This is a genomic window from Streptomyces sp. XD-27, assembly GCF_030553055.1.
Taxonomy (GTDB): domain Bacteria; phylum Actinomycetota; class Actinomycetes; order Streptomycetales; family Streptomycetaceae; genus Streptomyces.
Window position 1 is genome coordinate 3213995 of sequence record NZ_CP130713.1, and the last position, 22661, is coordinate 3236655.

Consider the following 22661-nt stretch of genomic DNA (forward strand, 5'->3'; position numbering starts at 1 on the left):
CTCCTCGTCCGACTCAGCCACCCCGGCAGTCCCGGCAGCGCCCCGGCGCGGCCGCACGAAAAGCCCGATCACAGCCATCGCAGTTCTGTAGCGGCACGACAGGCGGCGCGGACGGCTTGGAGCGCGGGCCGACGTCCGGTACGGGCTGCGGCGGCAGCAGCTCGCGCAGCCGGTGGCCGATGAGCCCGGCCGGGCGGGCGGTCAGCCGGTCCGGCAGCGCGGTCGTCAGCGCCTCGACGATCTCGCCCGGCCAGGCGCCACGTGCGAACCACGCGTCTACGGCGGGCGCCAGCCGGGCGATGTCCCGCCCGGACAACGCCAACCGCGCGTCCCGCCGCCGCAGAGCGGCGAGTACGCCGACGGCCTGCGGGCTGGGAGCGGCGACCGGCTCGGGCGCGGGCCGGGGCTGGGGCGCAGACTCAGCCCCCCACTGGGGTACGGGCCGGGGTACGGACCGGGACTCAGGTTCACGTCGTGGCGGCGGTACGGCGGCGACGGCGGCCCGGACCGCCGCCCGCGCACGGGTGCCCGAGCCCGGCTGGTCGTACACGAACGTCCGCGTGACCAGCGTCCCGCGCTCACCCCGCTCGACCCGCCGCTCCAGCCACCCCTCCGCCTCCAGTTCGCGCAGCGCGCGGCGGATGACGATGTCGCCTTCGGTGAAGTGGGCGCATAAGGCTTTGGCGGTGATGGACGCCCCGTCGGGCAGCGACAGGATGTACGCGGCGACGCCGACGGTGACCGCGCTACCGCTGCGCTGGGCAAGGCGGTTGGCGAGGATGGTGAAGTTCTCGGTATGGCGGTGGCGTACGTGGACGACGCCACCGCAGGGCGCGCTGGGCGCGCTAGGCTGCGCGATAGCCATCGGGAAGGGCCTACTTCCTGATCGGTCAGGCCCTCGTCCGGGATTGCCGTCCCGGCGGGGGCCGAATGCTGTGTGCGGTTGTTGCTGCCGAGCGTGGAGCGCGAGCGCGGCTCGCGTCAAGCCCAACTCACCTGTACGGGTGACGGGTTGGGTGGGGTGGGGAGGAAGTTCCTCTACCAGAGCCTTTAAAAGACCACCCGGCCCACCGGAACCCGGCTGACCGGGCCCCGGTGCGACCTGCGGCGCTGCTGCTGTTACGACTGCTGCGCGGCGAACTCCACGAAGGCGGCCCACTCCTCCGGAGTGAAGGTGAGGGTGGGGCCGGAGCGGTCCTTGGAGTCGCGGACGTGCACGACACCGGGACAGGCGGCGACCTCGACGCAGGCTTCGCCCTCACCGCCGCTGTAACTGGACTTGCGCCACTCGACGGCGACTTCGACGCAGGCTTCGTCCTCACCGCCGCTGTAACTGGACTTGAACCACGCGAGTTCGGTTCTCATCGCTCTCCCGCCAGAATGCGTTCGATCAGTGCCGCTGACGCCTCGGGGTCGAGGGCCTGCGATCGGATCGTGCCATACCGGTGGCTGAGGACGCTGACGTCCTCCGGCTCCGAGACGAAGAAGCTGCCTCGCTGGCCCGCGACGTAGCCCATGGTGCGGTGCTCCGGGGTCTCCAGCAGGACGAACGGCCCGTCCGTTCCCGCGTTGGTCTCGCGGGAGTTCGGCATGACCTGGAGGTGAAGGTGGGGCAGTTGGGCGAGTTTCAGCAGGTGCCGCAACTGCCCCTCCCACACCGACCGGCCGCCTGTCCGCTTCAGCAACACGGCCTCCTCCAGCACGAAGGCCAGCCGCGGCGCGGGCTTGCTGCGGTGCAGCAGCTTCTGGCTCTCCATCCGGCGCTGCACGGCGCGTTCGATCTCGTCGTCCTCCAGGCAGGGAACCTGCGACCGGAATACGGCACGCGCGTACTCCTCGGTCTGCAACAGTCCGTGCAGAAAGTGCGTGCAATAGACGAGCAGCGCCAGCGCCTCCTGCTGGAGGTCGGCGTACTCCTGCGCCCACTCAGGCCGCTCCCCGATCTGCTTCGCGGCCTCGATGAGCAACCCCATCGCACCCAACGCCGCATCCACCGCCACCACATACGGCGGCTTCGGTGGTCGCTCGCCGCGCTCCACCATCGCGATCATCGATTCCGAGTACGGAATCCGTTTCTCCAGGTCCTTCATGGTCCAGTTCAGCCGCTCGCGCAGCATCCTGTGCTGGGCCCCGAAGATCTTCAGGCTGACGGGTGGGGTCTTCTTACGGGTCACGGCACGCCCCCTCGCTGACGCCGGTCGTATCACGGCACACCGATCGCACGACCGTCACGCAGCGTCGCACGATCACGCCGATCCTGTGACCAGGCTAGACCTAACGCGACACGCTGGGACCCATGTCAAGGAAGCCCGATCAGCCAATCAACCCGCCCTCGATCCAGGATCAGTTGAGGCCCGGCCTCCGCTTGCTGCCCTGGAACTCACCCGAGGGCAAACCCTGTTACGTCGCCCCCGCGCCCGACGGCGCCGACGGCTTCGTCTCGGACATGGCCGACACCGTGGAGGAGATCCAGCTCCGCATCGGCGAGGAGCTGCTGCTGCACACCCGCAAGATGCTGGACGACCCCTGCATCCCGCACCGCGAGTTCCGCTACGTCTCCGTACGCCTCTCGGAGGCCCTCCGCGACGCCGTCCGCATCGCCCACAGCCGCGGCGCCCGCCTGGAGACCCGGCTCTTGGACAGCCGATGACGCCACGCGCGATTCCCCGCACGATCGCGTCTTCGCCGATACTGTGTGAACACGGGGCGTCGATTACGCGCCCCCTCCACCCCGTCTCGTTCAACAGGGGAGGCCCCAATGAGCGCCGAGCACCCGGAGCCCGCCAGCGCACCCGGCGAAGGCCCAATCGTCGAGGTGACACTCCCCTTGCACCAGGGCACTCTCGATGTGATCCAGGCATGGCTGGAACGCCCCAAGGGCACCAGCCTAACCGTCGGTGAACTGGCTTACGCCATTGAGCAAGCCGTGGCGGAGCACGCGCGCGAGCGTCGTCTCAGCGAGATCATCGCCGAGTCCAGAGTGGTACACGGGGAGCCCACGGCCGAGGAGGTCGCCGCGTTCGATGCGGCGTTCCAGCGAGCCGACGAGAAGTGGCGTGCCTCCCAGGAGGCCGGGAACAAGGGGAACGACGAAGAGTGGCACGCTCCGCTGGCAAGCTGACAGAGGACGCGCTCGTCCTGGACAGCGAAGGGCTGTCGAAGCTTGCCCTAAATGAACGCACCGTCGCCACACGAGTCGATCTTGCGAAGCGTCGCCGCATGCGCGTGGCTGTCAGCGGGATGACCTTGATCGAGGTCCACCACGAGAAGATCAACAGGAAGAGGTTCGACTGGACGGTCTCGGGCCTTGAGATCGTCTACCCGACGGAGAAGATCATCCGCCACGCCATGGCGCTGCTCGCGGCCACGGGGTTACATGGCCACAAGTACGCGATTGACGCTGTGGTAGCGGCGACAGTCCTGAGCTTCTCGGGCCGCCGCATGATCCTTACGTCAGACGCGGACGACATGGAGAAGCTCTGCGGCGATGTCGTCGAAATCGTCACCACCTGACCACGACTCAGGGCGGGCCGAGAGCGACTCGCCGCCGGTCGCCCTCCTGCGAGACCTCGCCGGCGTGCTCGGCCGCACACCGGAGGCACTCACCCAGGAATGGCGCGCCGGGGACTTGACCATCCCTCCTGCACCGCTCGGCGAGGACCCCCGCGTACGCGACTGGGGACTGTTCGACGGACCGGCCGACCTGTCCGCCACACGGACGAACACCCCACCGAGTCAGGGAGCCGGAGATTGCCCGCTCAGTGAAGCCCCTCCGGACTGATCGCTGTCGTGTGCGGTGAAGACGAATGCCGCAGCGACACCCTCCAGGCCGATGGTCAGCGATGCGTTCAGAGCCGTGGCCAAGCGGGTGAGCAGGGGCAGCGTCGGCACGGAGTCGCCGCGAGCGCCGCCGGGGCGTGACCGCCGCCACATCCCGCGGACCCCCGTCAAGGGGATGACAGGAAGCTACGCGCGTAGATATGCTCACCTGGTGACCATGCCCACCACAGTTCCCGCATACGGCAAAGACGCCGCGGAGCGACTGTCGTCGATGGCGGACGTGACCGCCTCCGACGCCACGCTGCGCCGCTTCCTGCACGGCCTGCCTGGCGTCGACGCGGTCGGCCTCCAGGCCCGGGCCGCGACTCTCGGCACCCGCTCGATCAAGACCACGGCGAAGGCGTACGCCATCGACCTCGCCATCACCATGATCGACCTGACGACCCTGGAAGGCGCGGACACCCCCGGCAAGGTCCGGGCGCTGTGCGCCAAGGGCGTCCATCCCGACCCCACCGACCGCACGGTCCCCAAGGTGGCCGCGATCTGCGTCTACCCCGACATGGTGGCCACCGCCAAGGAGGCCCTCGCCGGGTCCGGTGTCCATGTGGCCTCCGTCGCGACCGCCTTCCCGGCGGGGCGCGCCGCGCTGCCGGTCAAGCTGGCCGACACGCGTGACGCCGTCGCGGCGGGCGCCGACGAGATCGACATGGTGATCGACCGGGGGGCCTTCCTCTCCGGGCGGTACATGTCCGTCTTCGAGGAGATCAAGGCCGTGAAGGAGGCGTGCCGCCGCCCGGACGGGTCGGCCGCGCACCTGAAGGTGATCTTCGAGACCGGCGAGCTCCAGACCTACGACAACGTCCGCCGCGTCTCGTGGCTGTCGATGCTCGCGGGCGCCGACTTCATCAAGACCTCGACCGGCAAGGTGGCCGTCAACGCCACCCCGCCCGTCACCCTGCTGATGCTGGAGGCCGTGCGCGACTTCCACGCCTTGACCGGGGTGCAGGTCGGCGTGAAGCCCGCGGGCGGTATCCGTACCACCAAGGACGCCATCAAGTACCTGGTGATGGTCAACGAGACCGCCGGGGACCTCTGGATGACCCCGGACTGGTTCCGCTTCGGCGCCTCCAGCCTCCTCAACGACCTGCTCATGCAGCGCCAGAAGCTGAGCACCGGCCGCTACTCCGGTCCCGACTACGTGACGGTGGACTGATCCGATCATGAACGCATTCAGTTACGCACCGGCGCCCGAGTCGCGCGAGGTCGTCGACATCGCTCCGGCGTACGGGCTCTTCATCGACGGCGAGTTCGCCGAGGCGGCCGACGGCAAGGTCTTCAAGACCGTCTCCCCCGCCTCCGAGGAGGTGCTGTCGCAGGTCGCACAGGGCAGCGCCGAGGACGTGGACCGCGCGGTCAAGGCCGCCCGCAAGGCCTTCGAGAAGTGGTCCGCGCTGCCGGGCTCCGAGCGGGCCAAGTACCTGTTCCGGATCGCCCGGATCATCCAGGAGCGCTCGCGCGAGCTGGCGGTGCTGGAGTCGCTGGACAACGGCAAGCCGATCCGCGAGTCGCGCGACTTCGACCTGCCGACCGTCGCCGCGCACTTCTTCTACTACGCGGGCTGGGCCGACAAGCTGGAGCACGCGGGCTACGGGGCCGACCCGAAGCCGCTGGGCGTGGCCGGGCAGGTCATCCCGTGGAACTTCCCGCTGCTGATGCTGGCGTGGAAGGTCGCCCCGGCGCTGGCCTGCGGTAATACGGTCGTGCTGAAGCCTGCCGAGACCACGCCGCTCTCCGCGCTGTTCTTCGCCGACATCTGCCGCCAGGCCGGGCTGCCCAAGGGCGTCGTCAACATCGTCACCGGCGACGGTGCGACCGGCGCCGAGCTGGTCGCGCACCCGGGCATCGACAAGGTCGCCTTCACCGGCTCCACCGAGGTCGGCAAGGCCATCGCGCGGACCGTCGCGGGCACGCACAAGAAGCTCACCCTCGAACTGGGCGGCAAGGCCGCGAACATCGTCTTCGACGACGCCCCCATCGACCAGGCCGTCGAGGGCATCGTCAGCGGCATCTTCTTCAACCAGGGCCACGTCTGCTGCGCGGGCTCCCGGCTGCTGGTGCAGGAGTCGGTCGCCGACGAGCTGATGGAGGCGCTCAAGCGGCGGATGTCGACGCTCCGTATCGGTGACCCCCTGGACAAGAACACGGACATCGGGGCGATCAATTCCGCGGAGCAGCTGGCGCGGATCCGGTCGCTGGCCGAGGCGGGCGAGGCGGAGGGCGCCGAGCGCTGGGCCCCGGCCTGCGAACTGCCGGACACCGGGTACTGGTTCGCGCCGACGCTGTTCACCGGCGTCACCCAGGCGCACCGCATCGCACGCGAGGAGATCTTCGGCCCGGTGCTGTCGGTGCTGACCTTCCGTACCCCGGCCGAGGCCGTGGAGAAGGCCAACAACACGCCGTACGGCCTGTCGGCGGGCATCTGGACGGAGAAGGGCTCGCGCATCCTGTGGATGGCGGACCAGCTCCGGGCCGGTGTGGTGTGGGCCAACACGTTCAACAAGTTCGACCCGGCCTCGCCGTTCGGCGGCTACAAGGAGTCGGGCTTCGGCCGCGAGGGCGGCCGTCACGGTCTGGAGGCCTACCTCAATGTCTGAGCGGCTGAACGTTCTCAAGACCTACAAGCTGTTCGTCGGGGGCAAGTTCCCCCGGTCCGAGAGCGGGCGGGTGTACGCGGTGACCGACTCCAAGGACAGGTGGCTGGCGAACGCCCCGCTGTCGTCGCGCAAGGACGCCCGGGACGCGGTCGTCGCGGCCCGCAAGGCGTTCGGCGGCTGGTCGGCCGCCACCGCCTACAACCGCGGCCAGATCCTCTACCGCGTCGCGGAGATGCTGGAGGGCCGCCGCGAGCAGTTCACCGCGGAGGTCGCGGACGCCGAGGGGCTGTCGAAGTCGAAGGCGGCCGCGCAGGTCGACGCGGCCATCGACCGCTGGGTCTGGTACGCGGGCTGGTCCGACAAGGTCGCCCAGATCGCGGGCTCCGCGAACCCGGTGGCCGGGCCGTACTTCAACCTCTCCACGCCCGAGCCGACCGGCGTGGTGGCGGTCCTGGCCCCGCAGGAGTCCTCCTTCCTCGGCCTGGTCTCCGTCCTGGCCCCGGTGATCGTCACCGGCAACACGGCCGTCGTGGTGACCAGCGAGAAGTCCCCGCTGCCCGCCCTCTCCCTGGGTGAGGTGCTCGCGACCTCCGACGTGCCCGGCGGCGTGGTCAACATCCTGTCCGGCCGGACCGCGGAGCTGTCGGGGCCGCTGGCCGCGCACCAGGACGTCAACGCGATCGACCTGGCCGGCGCGTACGGGGAGCTGCACGGCGAGCTGGCCACGGCGCTGGAGACGGCGGCCGCGGACAACCTCAAGCGCGTGCTCCGTCCACAGGCTGTGGACTGGTCGGCGGCCCCGGGCACCGACCGGATGCTGGCCTTCCTGGAGACCAAGACGGTCTGGCACCCGATCGGGATCTGACCCCGGTTCCGACCGGGCACAGGCGGTCCTCGTCCTTCCCCCGGACTTCGTCCGGGGGTGCCCCCAACGCCGGGTTCCGTCCGATCCGGGCGCACGCCGGGTCCCGTCCGACCCTGGCGCGGGGCCGAGGTACCGAGCGGCGGCTCCCGCACCGGCTCACGCCGGGCGGGAGCCGCCGTCGTATACGCCCGCCGGGTACGCCGTCATCCGCGCCGTACGTGCGGGCGAGGTCAACCCGGCAACGCGCCGTACCTCCAGGCGGAGTCAGCCCGGCAGCGCGTCGGTCGCCGGGCGGGTCGCCGGGATCTCACCGATCTTGGCGCCGCTCGACAGCGGCGCGGTGACCGACTTGGTGCCCGCCGGCTTGAAGTCGGCGATCTTCGTCTCGACCGAGTTGTTCAGCGGGTCGACAGGCGTCCTGGCCCACGGGTTGGCCTGCAGGTTCTTCAGCGTGCCGAGGGCGTTGATCAGCGGGGCCGGCGCGGTGATGCCCCGACCCTTGACCATCTTCGAGTTGAGCAGCGGCACCGCGGAGGTGACGTTGACCGCGTCGGGCGTCGAGCCGGACGTGGCCGCGGCCTCCGACGCGCCGCTCCCGACCAGGGCCGCACCGGCGGCCGAGACGGCCAGTGTGGCCCTGAACAGGGCGCGCGAGCGGAGACGCTGCGGAGTGCGTGTGTGACGTGCGGAAGAGGCCATGGCCACCTGCCAGTAGGTCGTTTACGTAATGGATCGACTGCGCAGCGTAGTTGAGCGAGGCGGGAACCGACACTCTCAGGACCCGGAGGGTCCCCCAGGCGGACTAATGCCGCACACTGGTGTCCCGTGACCTCCCATCCCGTTCCCGCCCGCGTCATCCTGCTGTCCGGTCCGTCCGGCTCCGGCAAGTCGTCGCTCGCCGCCCGTACGGGGCTGCCCGTCCTGAACCTCGACGACTTCTACAAGGACGGCGACGACCCCACGCTGCCGCAGCTGCCGGGCGGCGGGGGCGCCGACTGGGACTCGCCGCTTTCGTGGGACGCGGACGGCGCGCTGGCGGCCATCTCGGAGCTGTGCAGCACGGCACGGGCGAAGGTGCCGGTCTACTCCATCGCCGCCAACGGGCGGGTCGGCGAGGACTTCCTCGACATCGGCCGCACCCCGCTGTTCATCGCGGAGGGCATCTTCGCCGCGGACATCATCGAGGCGTGCCGGGAACTGGGCGTGCTGGCCGACGCGCTGTGCCTGTGCGGTCGGCCGTCCACCACGTTCCGGCGAAGGCTCCTGCGCGACCTGCGGGAGGGCCGCAAGTCGGTGCCGTATCTGCTGCGCCGCGGCTGGCGGCTGCTGCGCGCCGAACGCGGCGTGGTGGCCCGGCAGACGGCGCTCGGCGCCTACGCGTGCGGCAAGGCGGAGGCGATGGGGCGGATCGCGTCGGCGGCCGCGGGGCAGCGCCGCGAGCCGGTCCGCGGCTGAGCTCTCTTTTTTCCGGGGGCTTCACCCCCGAACCCGCAAAGAAGCAGGGCCGGACAGACTCCCCGGCTGTCCGGCCCCACTATCCCCCGTGCTCTCCCCCGTGTTCCCCCGTATCCCCCGTTTTCCCCCGTACCTTCGCTCCCCGGTCAGGCGACCAGTTCGCCGAAGGACTCTTCCTCGTCCCGGCCGAAGCTGAGGACGTCGTCCTCGCGCAGCCGGCGCAGCGAGCGCCAGATGCTGCTTTTGACCGTTCCGACACTGATGTTGAGAATGTCCGCGATCTCCGGGTCTGTCCGGCCCTCGTAGTAGCGCAGGACGAGCATCGTGCGCTGCGTCTCGGGCAGCCGGGCCAGGGCCTGCCAGAGCACGGCGCGCAGCTCGGTGCCGCGCATCGCGTCCTGGTCCCCGACGGTCTCCGGCAGTTCCTCGGTCGGGTACTCGTTGAGCTTGCGCCGACGCCAGGCACTGATGTGCAGGTTGGTCATCGTGCGCCGCAGGTAGCCGCCGACCGCCGCCTTGTCGCTGATCCGGTGCCAGGCCCGGTACGTCGAGAACAGCGCGCTCTGCAGCAGGTCCTCGGCCTCGAACCGGTCACCGGTCAGGTGGTAGGCGGTGGCGTACAGGGAGGCGCGGCGCTCCTGGACGTACGCGGTGAACGCCGCTTCGGCGTCCCCCGTGCACGTCGCGGCGTGCCGCTCCCCCGATACCTCCCCGTACGAGCTTCCCCCGTTGCCCCCCTTGGCCCCCGCCAGGCTCCCGTCAATGGCCACCATGTACGGCGGCCGCTGACGTCCGGTGCCGCGAGCGCACCCCCGCCCGCTCACGACACCGGACTTCTCCGTGCTCCGACCGGCGTCGTGGCGGCGCGTGCGAATGACTGCGCTGGTTTTCGTGCTGTGCAGTGTGCTCATCTCGCGCCCCCCGTCGGTGGAGCCTGCTTGTTTCCGCTGGCTTCCGGGCCGTCGTCCTCCCGGTGCAGAAAACTTTGCCGGGCCAGTTTCATGGCGGTGTCCTCCGTCTGTCACAGGGCTGTCACAGGCGGAGGTGGTGTGTGGACGGCGTGGGGGCACACCGGAGGAGCTCGGGGCAGGTCGAACTGGAGCCCCCCTGTAGTCCAGAATGACCAACGTGCCTTTCCTGTTGCTGATCGAGGACGACGACGCCATCCGCACGGCCCTCGAGCTCTCCCTGACCCGCCAGGGCCACCGTGTGGCCACGGCGGCGACGGGCGAGGATGGTCTGCAGCTGCTGCGCGAACAGCGGCCGGACCTGATCGTGCTGGATGTGATGCTGCCCGGCATCGACGGCTTCGAGGTGTGCCGCCGCATCCGGCGCACCGACCAGCTGCCGATCATCCTGCTCACCGCGCGCAGCGACGACATCGACGTCGTGGTGGGCCTGGAGTCGGGCGCCGACGACTATGTGGTCAAGCCGGTGCAGGGCCGGGTGCTGGACGCCCGGATCCGCGCCGTGCTGCGCCGCGGCGAGCGGGAGGCCAACGACTCCGCGGCGTTCGGCAGCCTGGTGATCGACCGCTCCGCGATGACCGTCACCAAGAACGGGGAGGACCTCCAGCTCACGCCGACCGAGCTGCGACTCCTCCTGGAGCTCAGCCGCCGCCCCGGGCAGGCCCTGTCCCGGCAGCAGCTGTTGCGGCTGGTGTGGGAGCACGACTATCTGGGCGACTCCCGGCTGGTGGACGCCTGCGTCCAGCGGCTGCGCGCCAAGGTGGAGGACGTGCCGTCCTCGCCGACACTGATCCGTACGGTGCGCGGCGTCGGCTACCGGCTGGACACCCCGCAATGACGACGAACCCGGCCGGCGCGGCGGCCCGCCACCTGGGCGGGGAAGGCAACCGTTGAGCGCCGAGAACGAAGAACCCGGCCGCACCCGCGGCTGGGCGGCGGGCCTGCTGCGCTGGCTGAGTCTGCGGCTGCGGCTGATGCTCGTCTTCGCGCTGGTGGCGCTGGTCGCCGCGGTGTCCGCCTCCGGCATCGCGTACTGGCTCAACCGCGACGCCGTGCTGACCCGTACCCAGGACGCGGCGCTGGACGAGTTCCACAAGTCGCTGAAGGACACCACCGGGGCGCTGCCGCGGGTGCCCTCGTGCCCGGACCTCCAGGGCGCCGCGCACCGCATGGCCGACAACACGCAGAAGTACCACGTCCTGCTGCTCTCCCCGACGCAGGGGCCCGGGACCTGCCCGGCGGCCTCCGCCCCGGAGCTGTTCACGCTGGACGTGGTGCCCAAGACGCTGCGGACCGCGGTGAACGAGAAGCGCGCGGTCGACGGCGCCAACAGCGCCCCGTACCACCTGTACTGGCAGCGGATCACCAAGGACGACACGCCGTACCTGGTGGCCGGCGCCAAGGTGATCGGCGGCGGCCCGACCGCGTACATGCTCAAGTCGCTGGAGCCCGAACGGCAGGACCTGAACTCGCTGGCCTGGTCGCTGGGGATCGCCACCGCGCTGGCGCTGATCGGCTCCGCGCTGCTGGCGCAGGCAGCCGCGGCCACGGTGCTGCGGCCGGTGCACCGGCTGGCCGAGGCCGCCCAGCGGTGGGGCGACGGCAAGCTGGAGACCCGGCTGGAGGTCTCCGGCTCCGACGAGCTGGCCAATCTGTCCCGGATATTCAACCGGACCGCGGAGCGGCTGGAGAAGCGGGTCGAGGAGCTGAGCGCGCGGGAGGCGTCCAGCCGCCGCTTCGTCGCCGACATGTCGCACGAGCTGCGCACCCCGCTGACCGCCATCACCGCCGTCACGGAGGTGCTGGAGGAGGAGGCCGACGCGCTCGACCCGATGATCGCCCCCGCGGTGCAGCTGGTGGTCAGCGAGACCCGGCGGCTGAACGACCTGGTGGAGAACCTGATGGAGGTGACCCGCTTCGACGCGGGCACCGCCCGGCTGGTGCTGGACGACGTCGACGTGGCGGACCAGGTCACGGCCTGCATCGACGCGCGGGCCTGGCTGGACGCGGTGGAACTGGACGCCGAACGCGGGATCATGGCCCGGCTGGACCCGCGGCGGCTGGACGTCATCCTCGCCAACCTCATCGGGAACGCGCTCAAGCACGGCGGCTCGCCGGTACGGGTCTCGGTGCGCACCGGGGAGGACGAGCTGCTGATCAAGGTGCGGGACCACGGCCCCGGCATCCCGGAGGACGTGCTGCCGCACGTCTTCGACCGCTTCTACAAGGCGAGCGCGTCCCGGCCCCGCTCGGAGGGCAGCGGGCTCGGGCTGTCGATCGCCCTGGAGAACGCGCACATCCACGGCGGTGAGATCACGGCCGCGAACTCGCCCGACGGCGGCGCGGTCTTCACCCTGCGGCTGCCGCGCGGCTCCTCACCGGCCGTCGGCAACGGGGACACCGACCCCGGGGACGCGGGCGACGACGACGGCAAGGAGGACCCGCGATGAGCCTTCGGCGGCGGCGACCTGCCGCGACCGGCATGGCGCTGGGGGCGCTGGCCCTGCTGCTCGCCGGGTGCGGCATCCGCGGGACGTCGGTGCCCGTCGACGCCGGGGCGGCACCCTCCCGGGTGTCGTGCGAGACCCCGGCCGAGGACCGCTCCACGCACCAGGCGGGGGCCGTCCCCGTGACGGTGTTCCTGGTGTGCGCCTCGCAGCTGCACACCGTGCAGCGCAGCTCCCGCAACGCCGACGCGTACGCGGCCGACGAGCCCCTGCGGGCCGCCCGCGACCTGCTCGAACAGCTCCAGGAGCAGCCGTCGGCAGCGGAGGCGGAGGCGGGGTTCGACACCCAGGTGCGGGAGGACCTCGAGGTGTCGGGGCCCGCCGAGGGCGACCCGGCCCGCACCCTGCGGCTGAGCCTGCCGCCCGCCGACCTGCCGGCGGCGGCGCTGGCGCAGGTGGTGTGCACGTTCGCGGGCTCGGCGGCGTCCGGCGGGCAGCACGAGGTGCTGCTGAGCGGGCCCGACCGCGAGGAACCGGTGCAGCGCTACGAGTGCAGCGCGCACCTGCGGGACCACCCGGAGAAGGCGTTCGTCTCCGGCATGCCGGTCGGCTGAGCCCGCGCTCCGCGGGCGGACCCGTCGGTAACCGGGTTCTGACCAGCGTGCTGGATACGGAACCGAGGGCCCCGCGGCGCGCGTCTGGATGGGCGTGCAGGGTCATGGTTCCGGCCGTACGGCCGCATTGCGCTTCCGCGCCGCGGGGTTCGCCCTCCTCCTCGCGCACCTCGCGTTCGTGTGCTGGCTGACCCTGCGCCCGCTCACCGCGCCGTGGGTGTCGGCATCGACGCTGGAGCCGCTGGCCTCGATCCGCGCCGACCTGGCGCTCGGGCCGTGGCAGGCGACCCGCAGCATCGGCGGCGCACTGCTGCTGCTGACCCCGCTGGGCGTGCTGCTGCCGCTGGCCGGGGGCCGGGCGGACGCCGGTACGGTCACCTCGATGGCGCGCACCGTGTTCACCGGCGCGATGACGTCGCTGGCGCTGGAGTTGGCGCGGAGCTGGACCACCGGCCAGATGATCAACGCGGACGCGGTGCTGCTCAACACGGTCGGGGTGGCGGTGGCGCACCTGACGGTGGTCCCGGCCGTACGGGCCCGGCTCCGCCGCCGAGCCGAGCACACGCGCCGTCGAACTCCCCCAGGCTCTGTCCGGGGGAGTTCGGCGTCCGGGGTCCGCGGCGGAGCCGCGGCTACTCCGACTTCTCCGGCTTCTTCTCCGGCGTCTCCGGCCTCTCCGGCTTCTTCTCCGGGGCCTCGGACTTCTTCGGCGGCTCGGGCTTCTTCTCCGGGCTCCCGGACTTCTCCGGCGTCCCGGACTTCCCCGGGCTCCCGGACTTCCCCGGCTGCGCGGGCTTCCTGAGCTTCTCCAGCTTCGCGAGCTGCCGTTCGACGACGTGCTCGGGCACCTTGAAGCCCTTGCCGTAGTCCCTGAGGTCGAAGCCCGCGAACAGGGCGACGGTCCGGTCCGAGCGCACTGCCACGAAGTTCATCACGATCTTGTCGCCCTGGGACGTGGCCGCCATGCTGTAGGCGACCGCGTCGTCACCAAAGGACGGCGCCTTCTCCGCATGGACCTTGGTGTACCGGGTCGTGGCCTTCTTGAGGGTGGCCTCGAAGCCCGAACGGCAGTCGGCGAGGGCCGCCTCGATGTCGCCGATGAGGCTCTTGGCGCGCTTGGCGGAGTACGAGCTGAGGCTGACCGAGACGCCCTTCGCAGGGTCGGCGGTCTTGTTGACGCCGCGGGCGACGGTGTCCTTCGCGTCCGGGCTCGGCTTGTCGCCGGTGGCGTGGGCGAGCGGCCGGCACTCGGGCCTGTCGGCCTCCGGCTGCCCGCTGGACCAGTTGTCGGCCTTGCCGGCGGTGACCGTGTAGCCGGTGAGGTCCTTCGTGACCAGGGCGTACGGCTCCAGTGGGGACCGGCCCTTGGCGTCGTCCCCGTCAGAGCCGCCGCAGGCGGTGGTGAGCCCGAGGGCCGACAGGGTCACCAGTGCCGCCAGGGCCGCTCTGCGCGGCCCGCTCATCCGCTTGTCCGTGTCCATGAACAACTCTGTTCACCCTGTCGATCGTCGCCGTACCGCGCCGGACCGCGCCGCGCGCCGTACCGACCTGCGATGTTGACATATGGCAGGTGGGCCGCACACCCGGTCGCGGGTGTGGGACCCACCACGTGGTCACCGTGTCCGGGGCTGCTCAAAGCCCGAGGGGGCCGCCGGGTCCGGCCGGGAGATTGAAGCCGGTGACCGACACGACCTTGTTGAGGCTGGGCGCGAGACCGCCCAGCAGTCCCCGGTTCACCTGCGCCTGCGACTGCTGGAGCGGGCCCGACGCCTTGTCCATCAGCGGGCCGGGGGCCGCCTTCTGCATCACCGTGCCGACGGCCTGGTTGGTGGCGGCGGGCGAGAGCGCTCCGGTCGCGGGCCGGGTGACGTCACCGGCGCCGAGCGCGGAGGCCGAACCGGACCCGGCGGCGACCGCCGCGGCACCGAGCGCAAGCACACCGAGGCTCTTGATGGTTCCCTGCTTCATATGAATTCTGTCCTTGATAGGGATCTTGAGCGGCATCGCACAAATTGCCAGGCTTTTGTCCCCGTCGCAAACATCGAAACGGCCGGGAGTTTCCTCCCGGCCGTTTTTTCTTTTTAACGGCAATCAGCCCTGCTCAGGGGCAGATCCGCTGGTCATCGGGGATGCCGCGGCCGTCTGCCGGAACAGCCATTCGGACTTCAGCTCGGCATATCCGGGCTTGATGACGTCATTGATCATGGCCAGACGTTCGCCGAATGGAATGAATGCGGATTTCATCGCATTGACGGTGAACCACTGCATGTCGTCGAGCGTGTAGGCGAACGTCGAGACCAGGTGCTCGAATTCCTGGCTCATGCTCGTGCCGCTCATCAGCCGGTTGTCGGTATTCACCGTGATCCGGAAGTGCAGCCGGCGCAGCAGGCCGATGGGGTGTTCGGCGTACGAAGTGGCCGCGCCCGTCTGGAGGTTGGAGGTGGGGCACATCTCCAGCGGGATGCGCTTGTCGCGGACGTAGTTCGCCAGCCGGCCCAGCCGGACCGTGCCGTCCTCGGCGACCTCGATGTCGTCGATGATGCGGACGCCGTGGCCGAGCCGGTCGGCGCCGCACCACTGGAGCGCCTGCCAGATGGACGGCAGGCCGAACGCCTCGCCCGCGTGGATGGTGAAGTGGTTGTTCTCCCGCTTGAGGTACTCGAACGCGTCCAGGTGGCGGGTGGGTGGGAAGCCCGCCTCGGCGCCCGCGATGTCGAAGCCGACGACGCCCAGGTCGCGGTAGCGGTTGGCCAGTTCGGCGATCTCCAGGGCGCGGGCGGCGTGCCGCATGGCGGTGAGCAGCGCGCCCACCCGGATGCGGTGGCCGTTCGCCTTGGCCCGCCGCTCGCCCTCGCGGAAGCCCTCGTTGACCGCCTCGACCACCTGCTCCAGGGTCAGGCCGGCCTCCAGGTGCTGCTCGGGGGCGTATCGCACCTCGGCGTAGACGACCCCGTCCGCGGCGAGGTCCTCGGCACACTCGGCGGCGACCCGCACCAGGGCTTCACGGGTCTGCATGACGGCGCAGGTGTGCGAGAAGGTCTCGAGGTAGCGCTCCAGCGATCCGGAGTCGGCGGCCTCGCGGAACCAGACGCCGAGCTTCTCCGGGTCGGTCTCCGGCAGGGCGTCGTAGCCGACCGCGCGAGCCAGGTCGACGATCGTGCCGGGGCGGAGCCCGCCGTCGAGGTGGTCGTGGAGCAGCACCTTGGGGGCGCGGCGGATCTGTTCCGGGGTGGGGCGTTCCGTGGGGAGTTCGATGTTCTCGCTCGTCATCTCCGCACCATAGCCCCTACGCGCGTAGATCGCTCGTGAACGATACGCAACAGTGACCACAACGCGGGGTGGAGTACACCCGTGTGTCTGCCATCGTGTCGCCATGGGTCAGCAAACGTTGCCGGAACGGGAAGCCCGACTGGGACGTCCGATGGGCGCGGCGGCCGGTGGCCGCACCACGCACGGCGTGGTGCTGGTGCTGCCGGGCGGGGCCGCCGAGGGGACCCGGCGGGGCTCCTGGCTGGCCGCGATGAGCGCGCGCCCGCTGGCGCGCGAGCTCGTCAGGGCGGGCGCCGCCGACGGGCTGACCGCCCATGTCGTCCGCTACCGCTACCAGGGCTGGAACGGTTCGGCGGCGCACCCGGTGGTGGACGCGGGCTGGGCGGCCGACGAGGTCGTACGGCGCTACGGCGACATTCCGGTGTGCCTGGCGGGCCGCGGCATCGGCGCCCGCGCCGCGCTGCGCGCCGCGGGACACCCGGCCGTCGCCTCCGTGTTGGCGCTGGCGCCGTGGATCCCCGAGCGGGAGGCGGTCCTGGACCCCGACCCGGTCAAGCAGCTGGTCGGCCGGCAGGTGCTCATCGTGCACGGCACGGACGACGAACGGACCACCCCCGACCTGTCCTACCGGTTCGCGGAGCGGGCGAAGAAGGCCAACCGGGACGTGTGTCGGTTCGAGGTGCACACCGAGGACCACTCCTTCGGGGCGCGGATGCGGGAAGTGCTGGCCCTGTCCACCGACTTCGCCCTCGGCTCCCTCTTCGGGCACGGCTTCTCGCGCCCGCTCACCGACGCGCTGGCGGCGCCGCCGCCGCTGGGCCTGCGGATGCCCCTGGCGGCGGGCTTCGGCCGTACGAACCGCTGACCGGTCGGCGGACCGGAGGACCGTCGGTCAGGCCAGCAGGCGGCCCCGTTGGGCCAGCAGAAAGCGCTTGAACGCGGCCACCGGGGGCGTGTCCGGGTGGCCCTCCAGCCACGCCACGCCGATCTCCCGGACCGCGCGCGGCGCGGTGACGGTGAGCTCGGCGACGCCCGGCCGCGGCACCGCCGGGGGCGGCAGGAGGGCGACGCCGAGACCGGCGGCGACCAGGCCGCGCAGGGTCTCCGCCTCCTCGCCCTCGAAGGCGACCCGCGGGGTGAACCCGGCCTCCGCGCACAGCGCGTCGGTGATCCGGCGCAGCCCGAAGCCCGGCTCCAGGGTGACGAACAGTTCGGCCGACGCCTCGGCCAGCCGCACGCGCTTGCGCCGGGCGAGCCGGTGGTCGTCGGGGACGACCAGCCGCAGCCGCTGCTCGTCCAGCCGGCGGGCGACCAGGTCGGGGGCGTCCGGGACCGGCGAGGTCAGGCACAGGTCCAGCTCCCCGGCGCGCAGCCGGTCGATCATCGCCTCGCCGTAGTTCTGGACGAGTTGGAAGCGGACGCGGGGGTGCTCGACGCGGAAGGCGCGGATCAGTCCGGGTACGGTCTCGGTGCCGAGGGTGTGCAGGAAGCCGAAGGCGACCTTGCCGCCCGCCGGGTCGGCGTCGGCCCGCACCGATTCGGCGGCGCGCTCCACCTCCGCCAGCGCGCGCTCGGTGGAGAGCAGGAAGGTGCGGCCCGCCGGGGTGAGCGCGACCGCGCGGCCGCGCCGGGCGAACAGCGCGACGCCCAGGTCCTGTTCGAGCCGGGCCATGGCGCGGCTGAGGGTGGACTGCGGTACGCCGAGTTCCTGCGCGGCGCGCGTGACGTGCTCGTGGCGGGCGACGGCGGCGAACTGCGCCAGGCGCGGCGCCAGCTCGGCCGCCCACGATCCGTGCTCGGCGTCGACTGTCACCGCGGTGTCTTTTTCGTTGCGGACGCGTGACACCGACCGCGCTGACCTCTGCTCATGCTGCACAGCATCGATTATGGACGTTCTGTGCATTGGACGCATGAGACGGACCGTACATACATTCGTGGCATGCCTCCTGCTGATACCGGGGCGTCCACCGTCATCCGTGTGGGCGCCTCTCCCTCGCCGTCCCTTTCCACCGACTCCGCCGCCGGCTCCGACGAGCGGCTGCGCCCGGGCGGCCCCGGCTACCGCCGGATGAGCTTCGCCCTCTTCGCCGCCGGAGTCGCCACCTTCGCGCTGCTGTACAGCACCCAGGCCCTGCTGCCCGCGATCTCCGCCGACCTCGGGGTGTCGCCGGACCAGGCCAGCTGGACCGTCTCCGCCGCGACGGGCGCGCTCGCGCTGGCGGTGCTGCCGCTGAGCGTGCTGTCCGACCGGTTCGGCCGCCGGGCGATGATGACCGCCTCGCTGTGCGGCGCGGCGCTGATGTCGCTGCTGATCCCGTTCGCGCCCGACCTCGGCTGGCTGATCGGGCTGCGCGCGGTGCAGGGCGTGGCGCTGGCCGGACTGCCGGCCGCGGCGATGGCGTACCTGGCGGAGGAGGTGCGCCCGAAGGCGCTGATCGGCGCGATCGGCCTCTTTGTCGCGGGCAACAGCATCGGCGGCATGTCGGGCCGGATCGTCACCGGCTGGGTGGCGCAGGCGTGGGGCTGGCGGGCGGCGCTGGGCGCGGTGGCCGCCCTGGCCGTGGCCTCGGTCGTGGTCTTCCGGCTGCTGATCCCCAAGGCGCGGCACTTCCGGCCGAGTCCGCTGAGCCCGCGCGCGGTGGCCCGTACCGTCGCCGGGCACCTGTCGGATCCGCTGCTGTGCCGGCTGTACGCGATCGGCGCGCTGTTCATGACCGTGTTCGGTGCGGTGTACACGGTGATCGGCTACCGGCTGGCGGGCGAGCCGTTCCACCTGCCGCAGGGCGTGGTCGGCTCCGTCTTCCTGGTCTACCTGGTGGGTACGGCGTCCTCGGCGGCGGCCGGGCAGCTGGTCGGCCGGCTGGGGCGGCGCGGCGCGCTGTACCTGGCGGTGGGCACCACGGCCACCGGTCTGCTGCTGACGCTGACCGACTCGCTGGGCGCGGTGCTGCTCGGCCTCGTCCTGATCACCGCGGGCTTCTTCGCGGGCCACGCGGTGGCGTCGTCGTCGGTGAGCCGGGCGGCCACCACGGGCCGCGCCCAGGCGTCGGCGCTCTACCAGACCGCGTACTACCTGGGCAGCAGCGCGGGCGGGGCGCTGGGCGCCGTCGCCTTCAACGCGGCCGGCTGGGAGGGCACCGTGGTGCTGGGGCTGTCGGCGATGGTCGGCGCGGCGGGCATCACGCTGTACGCGACGCGCAAGGCGCTCGTGGCGCGGCGCGCCCCGGCGGCGGCCCGCTGACCGCGCGGGCGCCCGGCGCCGGTACGGCCGCGGCCCGCTCCCCGCATCGGTGGGGGGCGGGCCGTCGCCATGTCGCACGGACGCGCCCGTGGTGTCAGTACGCGAACTGCATGTACTCCGGGGTCTCGGGCAGCGGCGTGAAGCCCGCCTTCGCGTAGATCGGCTGGGCGCCATCCGTGGAGAGCAGGATCCGCCGGAGCCCGTACGGGGCCAGGCAGTCGCGGGCCGCCGCCGCCAGGGCGCCGCCGATGCCGTTCCCTCGGTGGCCGCGGGAGACGTAGACATCGCACAGCCAACCGAAGGTGGCCAGGTCGGTGACGACGCGCGCATAGCCGACCTGGGTGCCCTCGGCGTCGTAGACGCCGAGGTTCAGGGAGGTCTCCATGGCGCGTTCGACGGTCTCCAGGCTGCGGCCGGTGGCCCAGTAGGTGTCGGTGGACAGCCACTGGTGCACCTGGGCGAGGTCGAGCCGGTCCCGCTCGGTCGAGATCTCGTACGGTCCGGGCAGACTGACGGCCACAACAGGCCAGTTGATGGTCATGACTGACGATATCCGCTCAGGAAACGGCCGATGCGGCCGATGCCCGCCTCCAGGTCGTCGGCGTAGGGCAGCGTGAGGATGCGGAAGTGGTCGGGGCGGGGCCAGTTGAAGCCGGTGCCCTGGACCACCTGGATCTTCTCGCGCAGCAGCAGGTCCAGGACGAACTTCTCGTCGTCGTGGATCGGGTACACCTTCGGGTCGAGCCGCGGGAACGCGTACAGCGCGCCCCGGGGCTTCACGCACGAGACGCCCGGGATCTCGTTGAGCTTCTCCCAGGCCCGGTCGCGCTGTTCGTGCAGCCGGCCGCCCGGCAGGACCAGGTCCTCGATGCTCTGCCGCCCGCCGAGCGCGGCCTGGATGGCGTACTGCGCCGGGGCGTTGGCGCACAGCCGCATGGAGGCGAGCATCGTCAGGCCCTCCAGGTAGTTGCGGGCGTGCTGCTTCGGGCCGCTGACCACGACCCAGCCGGAGCGGAATCCGGCGACCCGGTACGCCTTCGACAGGCCGCTGAACGTCAGGCAGACCAGGTCCGGGGCGAGGACGGCGGTGTGGTGGTGGACCGCGCCGTCGTAGAGGATCTTGTCGTAGATCTCGTCGGAGAAGACCATCAGGTGGTGGCGGCGGGCGAGGTCGAGGATCCCGTCGAGGATCTCGCGCGGATAGACCGCCCCGGTGGGGTTGTTGGGGTTGATGATCACGACGGCCTTGGTCCGGTCGGTGATCTTCGACGCCATGTCGTCGAGGTCGGGGTACCAGTCGGCGGACTCGTCGCACACGTAGTGCACGGGCTTGCCGCCCGCGAGCGTGGTGACCGCGGTCCACAGCGGGAAGTCGGGCGCCGGGATGAGGATCTCGTCGCCGTCCTCCACCAGCGCCTGCACGGCCATGGAGACCAGCTCGGAGACTCCGTTGCCCAGGAAGACGTCGTCGACGCCGACGTCGGCCAGGCCGCGCTGCTGGTAGTGCTGGGCCACGGCGCGGCGGGCGGGGAGGATGCCGCGCGAGTCGGTGTAGCCGTGCGCCCGCGGCAGCATCCGGATCATGTCCTGGAGGATCTCCTCCGGGGCCTCGAACCCGAAGAGCGCGGGGTTGCCGGTGTTCAGGCGCAGCACGCTGTGCCCGGCCTCCTCCAGGGCGTCGGCGTGCTCGATCACCGGCCCGCGGATCTCGTAGCAGACCTCGCTGAGCTTGCTCGACTGCCGGAACTCCATGCGCTGGCTCTCCCGTCCTCCCGCACGTCGCCCGATGACGACGACCTACTTGGTTCTACCAAGTCGCCACTTGGAAAGTCCAACCACATGTCTAGACTGGGGCGCATGCCACGCCGAAGCTATGCCCAGTACTGCGCGATCGCGCGGGCCCTCGACACCGTCGGTGACCGGTGGACGCTGCTGATCGCGCGGGAACTGCTGGCGGGACCCCGCAGATACACCGACCTGCACGCCGATCTGCCGGGCGTCAGCACGGACATGCTCGCCTCGCGCCTCAAGGACCTGGAGCGCGACGGCATCCTCACCCGCCGCCGGCTCTCCCCGCCCGCGTCGGCCTCGGTCTACGAACTCACCCCACGCGGCCGCGCCCTGCTGCCGGTCCTGAGCGCCCTGGCCGACTGGGGCGCGGACGGTCTCGCCGAACGCCGCCCGACGGACGCGGTCCGGGCGCACTGGTTCGCGGTGCCGCTGATGCTGCGGCTGCGGGCGCCGCTGGCGACGCGGGCGGGGGTGGTGGAGGTGCGGCTGCCCGAGGGCGTCTTCCACCTCCGCTTCGCCGCGGACACGGAGCCGACGTACGGGGACGGGCCCGCCGAACGCGCGGACGCCGCACTGGCGTTGGACGGCGAGGTGTGCGCGGAGCTGGCGCGGGACGCGATGACGGTGGCGGAGGCGGTGGCTTCCGGAGCGGTCCGGGTATCCGGCGAAGGAGCTGTGGCGGACACGCTGCGGGGCGATGGCGCGTGACGGCACGCAGCCGCCGCCCCGGCGTGTGACGGCACGCGCCGCCGCCCTGGCGCGTGACGGTACGCGCCGCCGCCCTGGCGCGTGCCGGCACACCGCACAGGGCGCGCCCTCTCCGTCAGGAGGGCCGCGCCGCGCTGATCAGGCGGCGGGTGGGGCGACCAGGGTGTCGGGCTGGTTCGCGCGGCGCAGGGAGTCGGCGACGAATCCGGCGGCCTTCAGCTCCTCGACCAGGTCGCGGAGGAAGCAGACGGTCTCGGGCCGCCGGGTCCTGGTCGTGCCCACCGCCTGCCGGATCTGCATGAACCGGCCCTCGATCAGCCGGACTTCGGGATGCGCCGCGGCGAACTCCGTCATCGGCTGCCTGATGCCGGCCGCGACCTCCAGGCCCTCGGCGCGGAACGCGCCGACTCCTTCCTCGCCGCGCACGACGGTCGCGTGCCGGAGCGTGCGGGAGAGGTAGAGGTCGTACGCCGAGCCGCGCTTCACGCCGATCCGCACGCCCGCGCGGTCGACGTCGGCGACCGTGGTGAGGGCCGAGTCGTGGGGCACGGCGTACACGCCCTCGATCACGACGTACGGGGCGGTGAAGGCGACCTCGGCCTCGCGTGCGGGCTCGATGGCCAGGAAGCACACGTCGGCCCGGCCCGCCGCCATGGCCTCGTACGACTTCCGGGCGGCGTCGAAGCAGACCAGCTCCACCGGCACGTCCAGCCGCGCGCCGACCTCACGCGCGATGTCGACCGTCACGCCGGTCGGCGCCTGCGGCGTGCCCTGGGCCAGCACCGGATTCCCCAGATTGATCGAGGCCCGCAGTACGCCGTTCGGCGCCAGGTCCTCGGCGACGGCAGCAGCAGTCGTGATCCCCATG

The 22661-nt window shown here is 71.6% G+C and carries 25 protein-coding genes and 1 pseudogene; 14 read left to right on the forward strand and 12 right to left on the reverse strand.

Going from position 1 to position 22661, the window contains the following annotated elements; genetic code table 11:
- Positions 1-13: 13 nt before the first annotated feature.
- From Q3Y56_RS13500 to Q3Y56_RS13510, 3 genes are all read right to left on the reverse strand, one after another.
- Entirely contained in the window at positions 14-865 is an 852-nt protein-coding gene (locus Q3Y56_RS13500) for a GntR family transcriptional regulator (protein ID WP_304462174.1), read from the reverse strand.
- Between the two features lie 254 nt (positions 866-1119).
- Positions 1120-1365 (reverse strand): DUF397 domain-containing protein, encoded by a 246-nt coding sequence (locus Q3Y56_RS13505; protein WP_304462175.1) that lies wholly within the window; start codon positions 1363-1365, stop codon positions 1120-1122.
- On the reverse strand, positions 1362-2174 hold the full coding sequence (locus tag Q3Y56_RS13510; protein WP_304462176.1) for a helix-turn-helix transcriptional regulator: 813 nt from the start codon (positions 2172-2174) through the stop codon (positions 1362-1364). The genes Q3Y56_RS13505 and Q3Y56_RS13510 overlap by 4 nt, the downstream gene beginning before the upstream one ends.
- Positions 2175-2296: 122 nt before the next feature.
- Between Q3Y56_RS13510 and Q3Y56_RS13515 the strand changes: the two genes are divergently transcribed.
- The 6 genes from Q3Y56_RS13515 (at position 2297) to Q3Y56_RS13540 (ending at position 7299) form a co-directional block, all read left to right on the forward strand.
- The gene (locus Q3Y56_RS13515) at positions 2297-2650 is read left to right on the forward strand and encodes a hypothetical protein (RefSeq protein WP_304462177.1); all 354 of its coding nucleotides are present in this window, start codon (positions 2297-2299) and stop codon (positions 2648-2650) included.
- A gap of 108 nt (positions 2651-2758) precedes the next feature.
- Positions 2759-3121 carry an acyl-CoA carboxylase epsilon subunit gene (locus Q3Y56_RS13520; RefSeq protein ID WP_304462178.1) on the forward strand — a complete coding sequence of 121 codons (363 nt, stop codon included), beginning with the start codon at positions 2759-2761 and terminating at the stop codon, positions 3119-3121.
- Positions 3097-3513 (forward strand): DNA-binding protein, encoded by a 417-nt coding sequence (locus tag Q3Y56_RS13525; protein WP_304462179.1) that lies wholly within the window; start codon positions 3097-3099, stop codon positions 3511-3513. The genes Q3Y56_RS13520 and Q3Y56_RS13525 overlap by 25 nt, the downstream gene beginning before the upstream one ends.
- 484 nt (positions 3514-3997) lie before the next feature.
- Positions 3998-4993, forward strand: coding sequence for a deoxyribose-phosphate aldolase (deoC, locus tag Q3Y56_RS13530; protein ID WP_304465594.1), 996 nt, complete (start codon positions 3998-4000; stop codon positions 4991-4993).
- Positions 4994-5000: 7 nt separating this feature from the next.
- The gene (locus tag Q3Y56_RS13535) at positions 5001-6434 is read left to right on the forward strand and encodes an aldehyde dehydrogenase family protein (protein ID WP_304462180.1); all 1434 of its coding nucleotides are present in this window, start codon (positions 5001-5003) and stop codon (positions 6432-6434) included.
- The gene (locus Q3Y56_RS13540; protein ID WP_304462181.1) at positions 6427-7299 is read left to right on the forward strand and encodes an aldehyde dehydrogenase family protein; all 873 of its coding nucleotides are present in this window, start codon (positions 6427-6429) and stop codon (positions 7297-7299) included. Before Q3Y56_RS13535 ends, Q3Y56_RS13540 begins: the two co-directional genes overlap by 8 nt.
- Before the next feature lie 264 nt (positions 7300-7563).
- On the opposite strand, the gene Q3Y56_RS13545 is transcribed toward Q3Y56_RS13540, so the two are convergent.
- Positions 7564-7998: a hypothetical protein gene (locus Q3Y56_RS13545; RefSeq protein WP_304462182.1), complete on the reverse strand. Its 435-nt coding sequence runs from the start codon at positions 7996-7998 to the stop codon at positions 7564-7566.
- Between the two features lie 126 nt (positions 7999-8124).
- Here Q3Y56_RS13545 and Q3Y56_RS13550 point away from each other — a divergent pair, with 126 nt between their 5' ends.
- A complete protein-coding gene (locus Q3Y56_RS13550) occupies positions 8125-8754 on the forward strand; it encodes an ATP-binding protein (RefSeq protein ID WP_304462183.1) in 630 nt (209 codons plus the stop codon).
- Positions 8755-8900: 146 nt separating this feature from the next.
- On the opposite strand, the gene Q3Y56_RS13555 is transcribed toward Q3Y56_RS13550, so the two are convergent.
- Positions 8901-9665 carry a SigE family RNA polymerase sigma factor gene (locus Q3Y56_RS13555; protein WP_304462184.1) on the reverse strand — a complete coding sequence of 255 codons (765 nt, stop codon included), beginning with the start codon at positions 9663-9665 and terminating at the stop codon, positions 8901-8903.
- 217 nt (positions 9666-9882) lie between these two features.
- Here Q3Y56_RS13555 and afsQ1 point away from each other — a divergent pair, with 217 nt between their 5' ends.
- The 4 genes and pseudogenes from afsQ1 to Q3Y56_RS13575 form a co-directional block, all read left to right on the forward strand.
- Positions 9883-10560 carry a two-component system response regulator AfsQ1 gene (gene afsQ1, locus Q3Y56_RS13560; protein ID WP_304462185.1) on the forward strand — a complete coding sequence of 226 codons (678 nt, stop codon included), beginning with the start codon at positions 9883-9885 and terminating at the stop codon, positions 10558-10560.
- Between the two features lie 136 nt (positions 10561-10696).
- Positions 10697-12172 (forward strand): HAMP domain-containing sensor histidine kinase, encoded by a 1476-nt coding sequence (locus Q3Y56_RS13565; protein WP_304465595.1) that lies wholly within the window; start codon positions 10697-10699, stop codon positions 12170-12172.
- On the forward strand, positions 12169-12783 hold the full coding sequence (locus Q3Y56_RS13570) for a hypothetical protein (protein ID WP_304462186.1): 615 nt from the start codon (positions 12169-12171) through the stop codon (positions 12781-12783). The genes Q3Y56_RS13565 and Q3Y56_RS13570 overlap by 4 nt, the downstream gene beginning before the upstream one ends.
- A gap of 88 nt (positions 12784-12871) precedes the next feature.
- Positions 12872-13336 (forward strand): annotated as a pseudogene (locus Q3Y56_RS13575) (VanZ family protein); the annotation flags it as partial.
- Positions 13337-13415: 79 nt separating this feature from the next.
- Here Q3Y56_RS13575 and Q3Y56_RS13580 read toward each other — a convergent pair.
- The 3 genes from Q3Y56_RS13580 to Q3Y56_RS13590 form a co-directional block, all read right to left on the reverse strand.
- Positions 13416-14264, reverse strand: a complete 849-nt coding sequence (locus tag Q3Y56_RS13580) for a hypothetical protein (RefSeq protein WP_304462187.1) — start codon at positions 14262-14264, stop codon at positions 13416-13418.
- Between the two features lie 151 nt (positions 14265-14415).
- The gene (locus Q3Y56_RS13585) at positions 14416-14751 is read right to left on the reverse strand and encodes a hypothetical protein (protein WP_304462188.1); all 336 of its coding nucleotides are present in this window, start codon (positions 14749-14751) and stop codon (positions 14416-14418) included.
- Between the two features lie 123 nt (positions 14752-14874).
- Positions 14875-16053, reverse strand: a complete 1179-nt coding sequence (locus tag Q3Y56_RS13590) for an adenosine deaminase (protein WP_304462189.1) — start codon at positions 16051-16053, stop codon at positions 14875-14877.
- A 103-nt stretch (positions 16054-16156) separates the two neighbouring features.
- Between Q3Y56_RS13590 and Q3Y56_RS13595 the strand changes: the two genes are divergently transcribed.
- The gene (locus Q3Y56_RS13595; RefSeq protein WP_304462190.1) at positions 16157-16918 is read left to right on the forward strand and encodes a S9 family peptidase; all 762 of its coding nucleotides are present in this window, start codon (positions 16157-16159) and stop codon (positions 16916-16918) included.
- Positions 16919-16945: 27 nt separating this feature from the next.
- Here Q3Y56_RS13595 and Q3Y56_RS13600 read toward each other — a convergent pair whose 3' ends face one another.
- Positions 16946-17956, reverse strand: coding sequence for a LysR family transcriptional regulator (locus Q3Y56_RS13600; protein ID WP_304462191.1), 1011 nt, complete (start codon positions 17954-17956; stop codon positions 16946-16948).
- Positions 17957-17992: 36 nt separating this feature from the next.
- Between Q3Y56_RS13600 and Q3Y56_RS13605 the strand changes: the two genes are divergently transcribed.
- Positions 17993-19294, forward strand: coding sequence for an MFS transporter (locus Q3Y56_RS13605; protein WP_304462192.1), 1302 nt, complete (start codon positions 17993-17995; stop codon positions 19292-19294).
- Between the two features lie 94 nt (positions 19295-19388).
- Here Q3Y56_RS13605 and Q3Y56_RS13610 read toward each other — a convergent pair whose 3' ends face one another.
- Together Q3Y56_RS13610 and Q3Y56_RS13615 are read right to left on the reverse strand one after the other, a co-directional pair.
- Positions 19389-19835: a GNAT family N-acetyltransferase gene (locus Q3Y56_RS13610; protein WP_304462193.1), complete on the reverse strand. Its 447-nt coding sequence runs from the start codon at positions 19833-19835 to the stop codon at positions 19389-19391.
- The gene (locus Q3Y56_RS13615; RefSeq protein WP_304462194.1) at positions 19832-21046 is read right to left on the reverse strand and encodes a pyridoxal phosphate-dependent aminotransferase; all 1215 of its coding nucleotides are present in this window, start codon (positions 21044-21046) and stop codon (positions 19832-19834) included. The genes Q3Y56_RS13610 and Q3Y56_RS13615 overlap by 4 nt, the downstream gene beginning before the upstream one ends.
- A 105-nt stretch (positions 21047-21151) precedes the next feature.
- Here Q3Y56_RS13615 and Q3Y56_RS13620 point away from each other — a divergent pair, with 105 nt between their 5' ends.
- Positions 21152-21793: a helix-turn-helix domain-containing protein gene (locus Q3Y56_RS13620; RefSeq protein WP_304462195.1), complete on the forward strand. Its 642-nt coding sequence runs from the start codon at positions 21152-21154 to the stop codon at positions 21791-21793.
- A gap of 138 nt (positions 21794-21931) precedes the next feature.
- Here the strand turns inward: Q3Y56_RS13620 and Q3Y56_RS13625 are convergent, their stop codons facing one another.
- Positions 21932-22660 carry a transporter substrate-binding domain-containing protein gene (locus Q3Y56_RS13625; RefSeq protein WP_304462196.1) on the reverse strand — a complete coding sequence of 243 codons (729 nt, stop codon included), beginning with the start codon at positions 22658-22660 and terminating at the stop codon, positions 21932-21934.
- Position 22661: the final 1 nt, after the last annotated feature.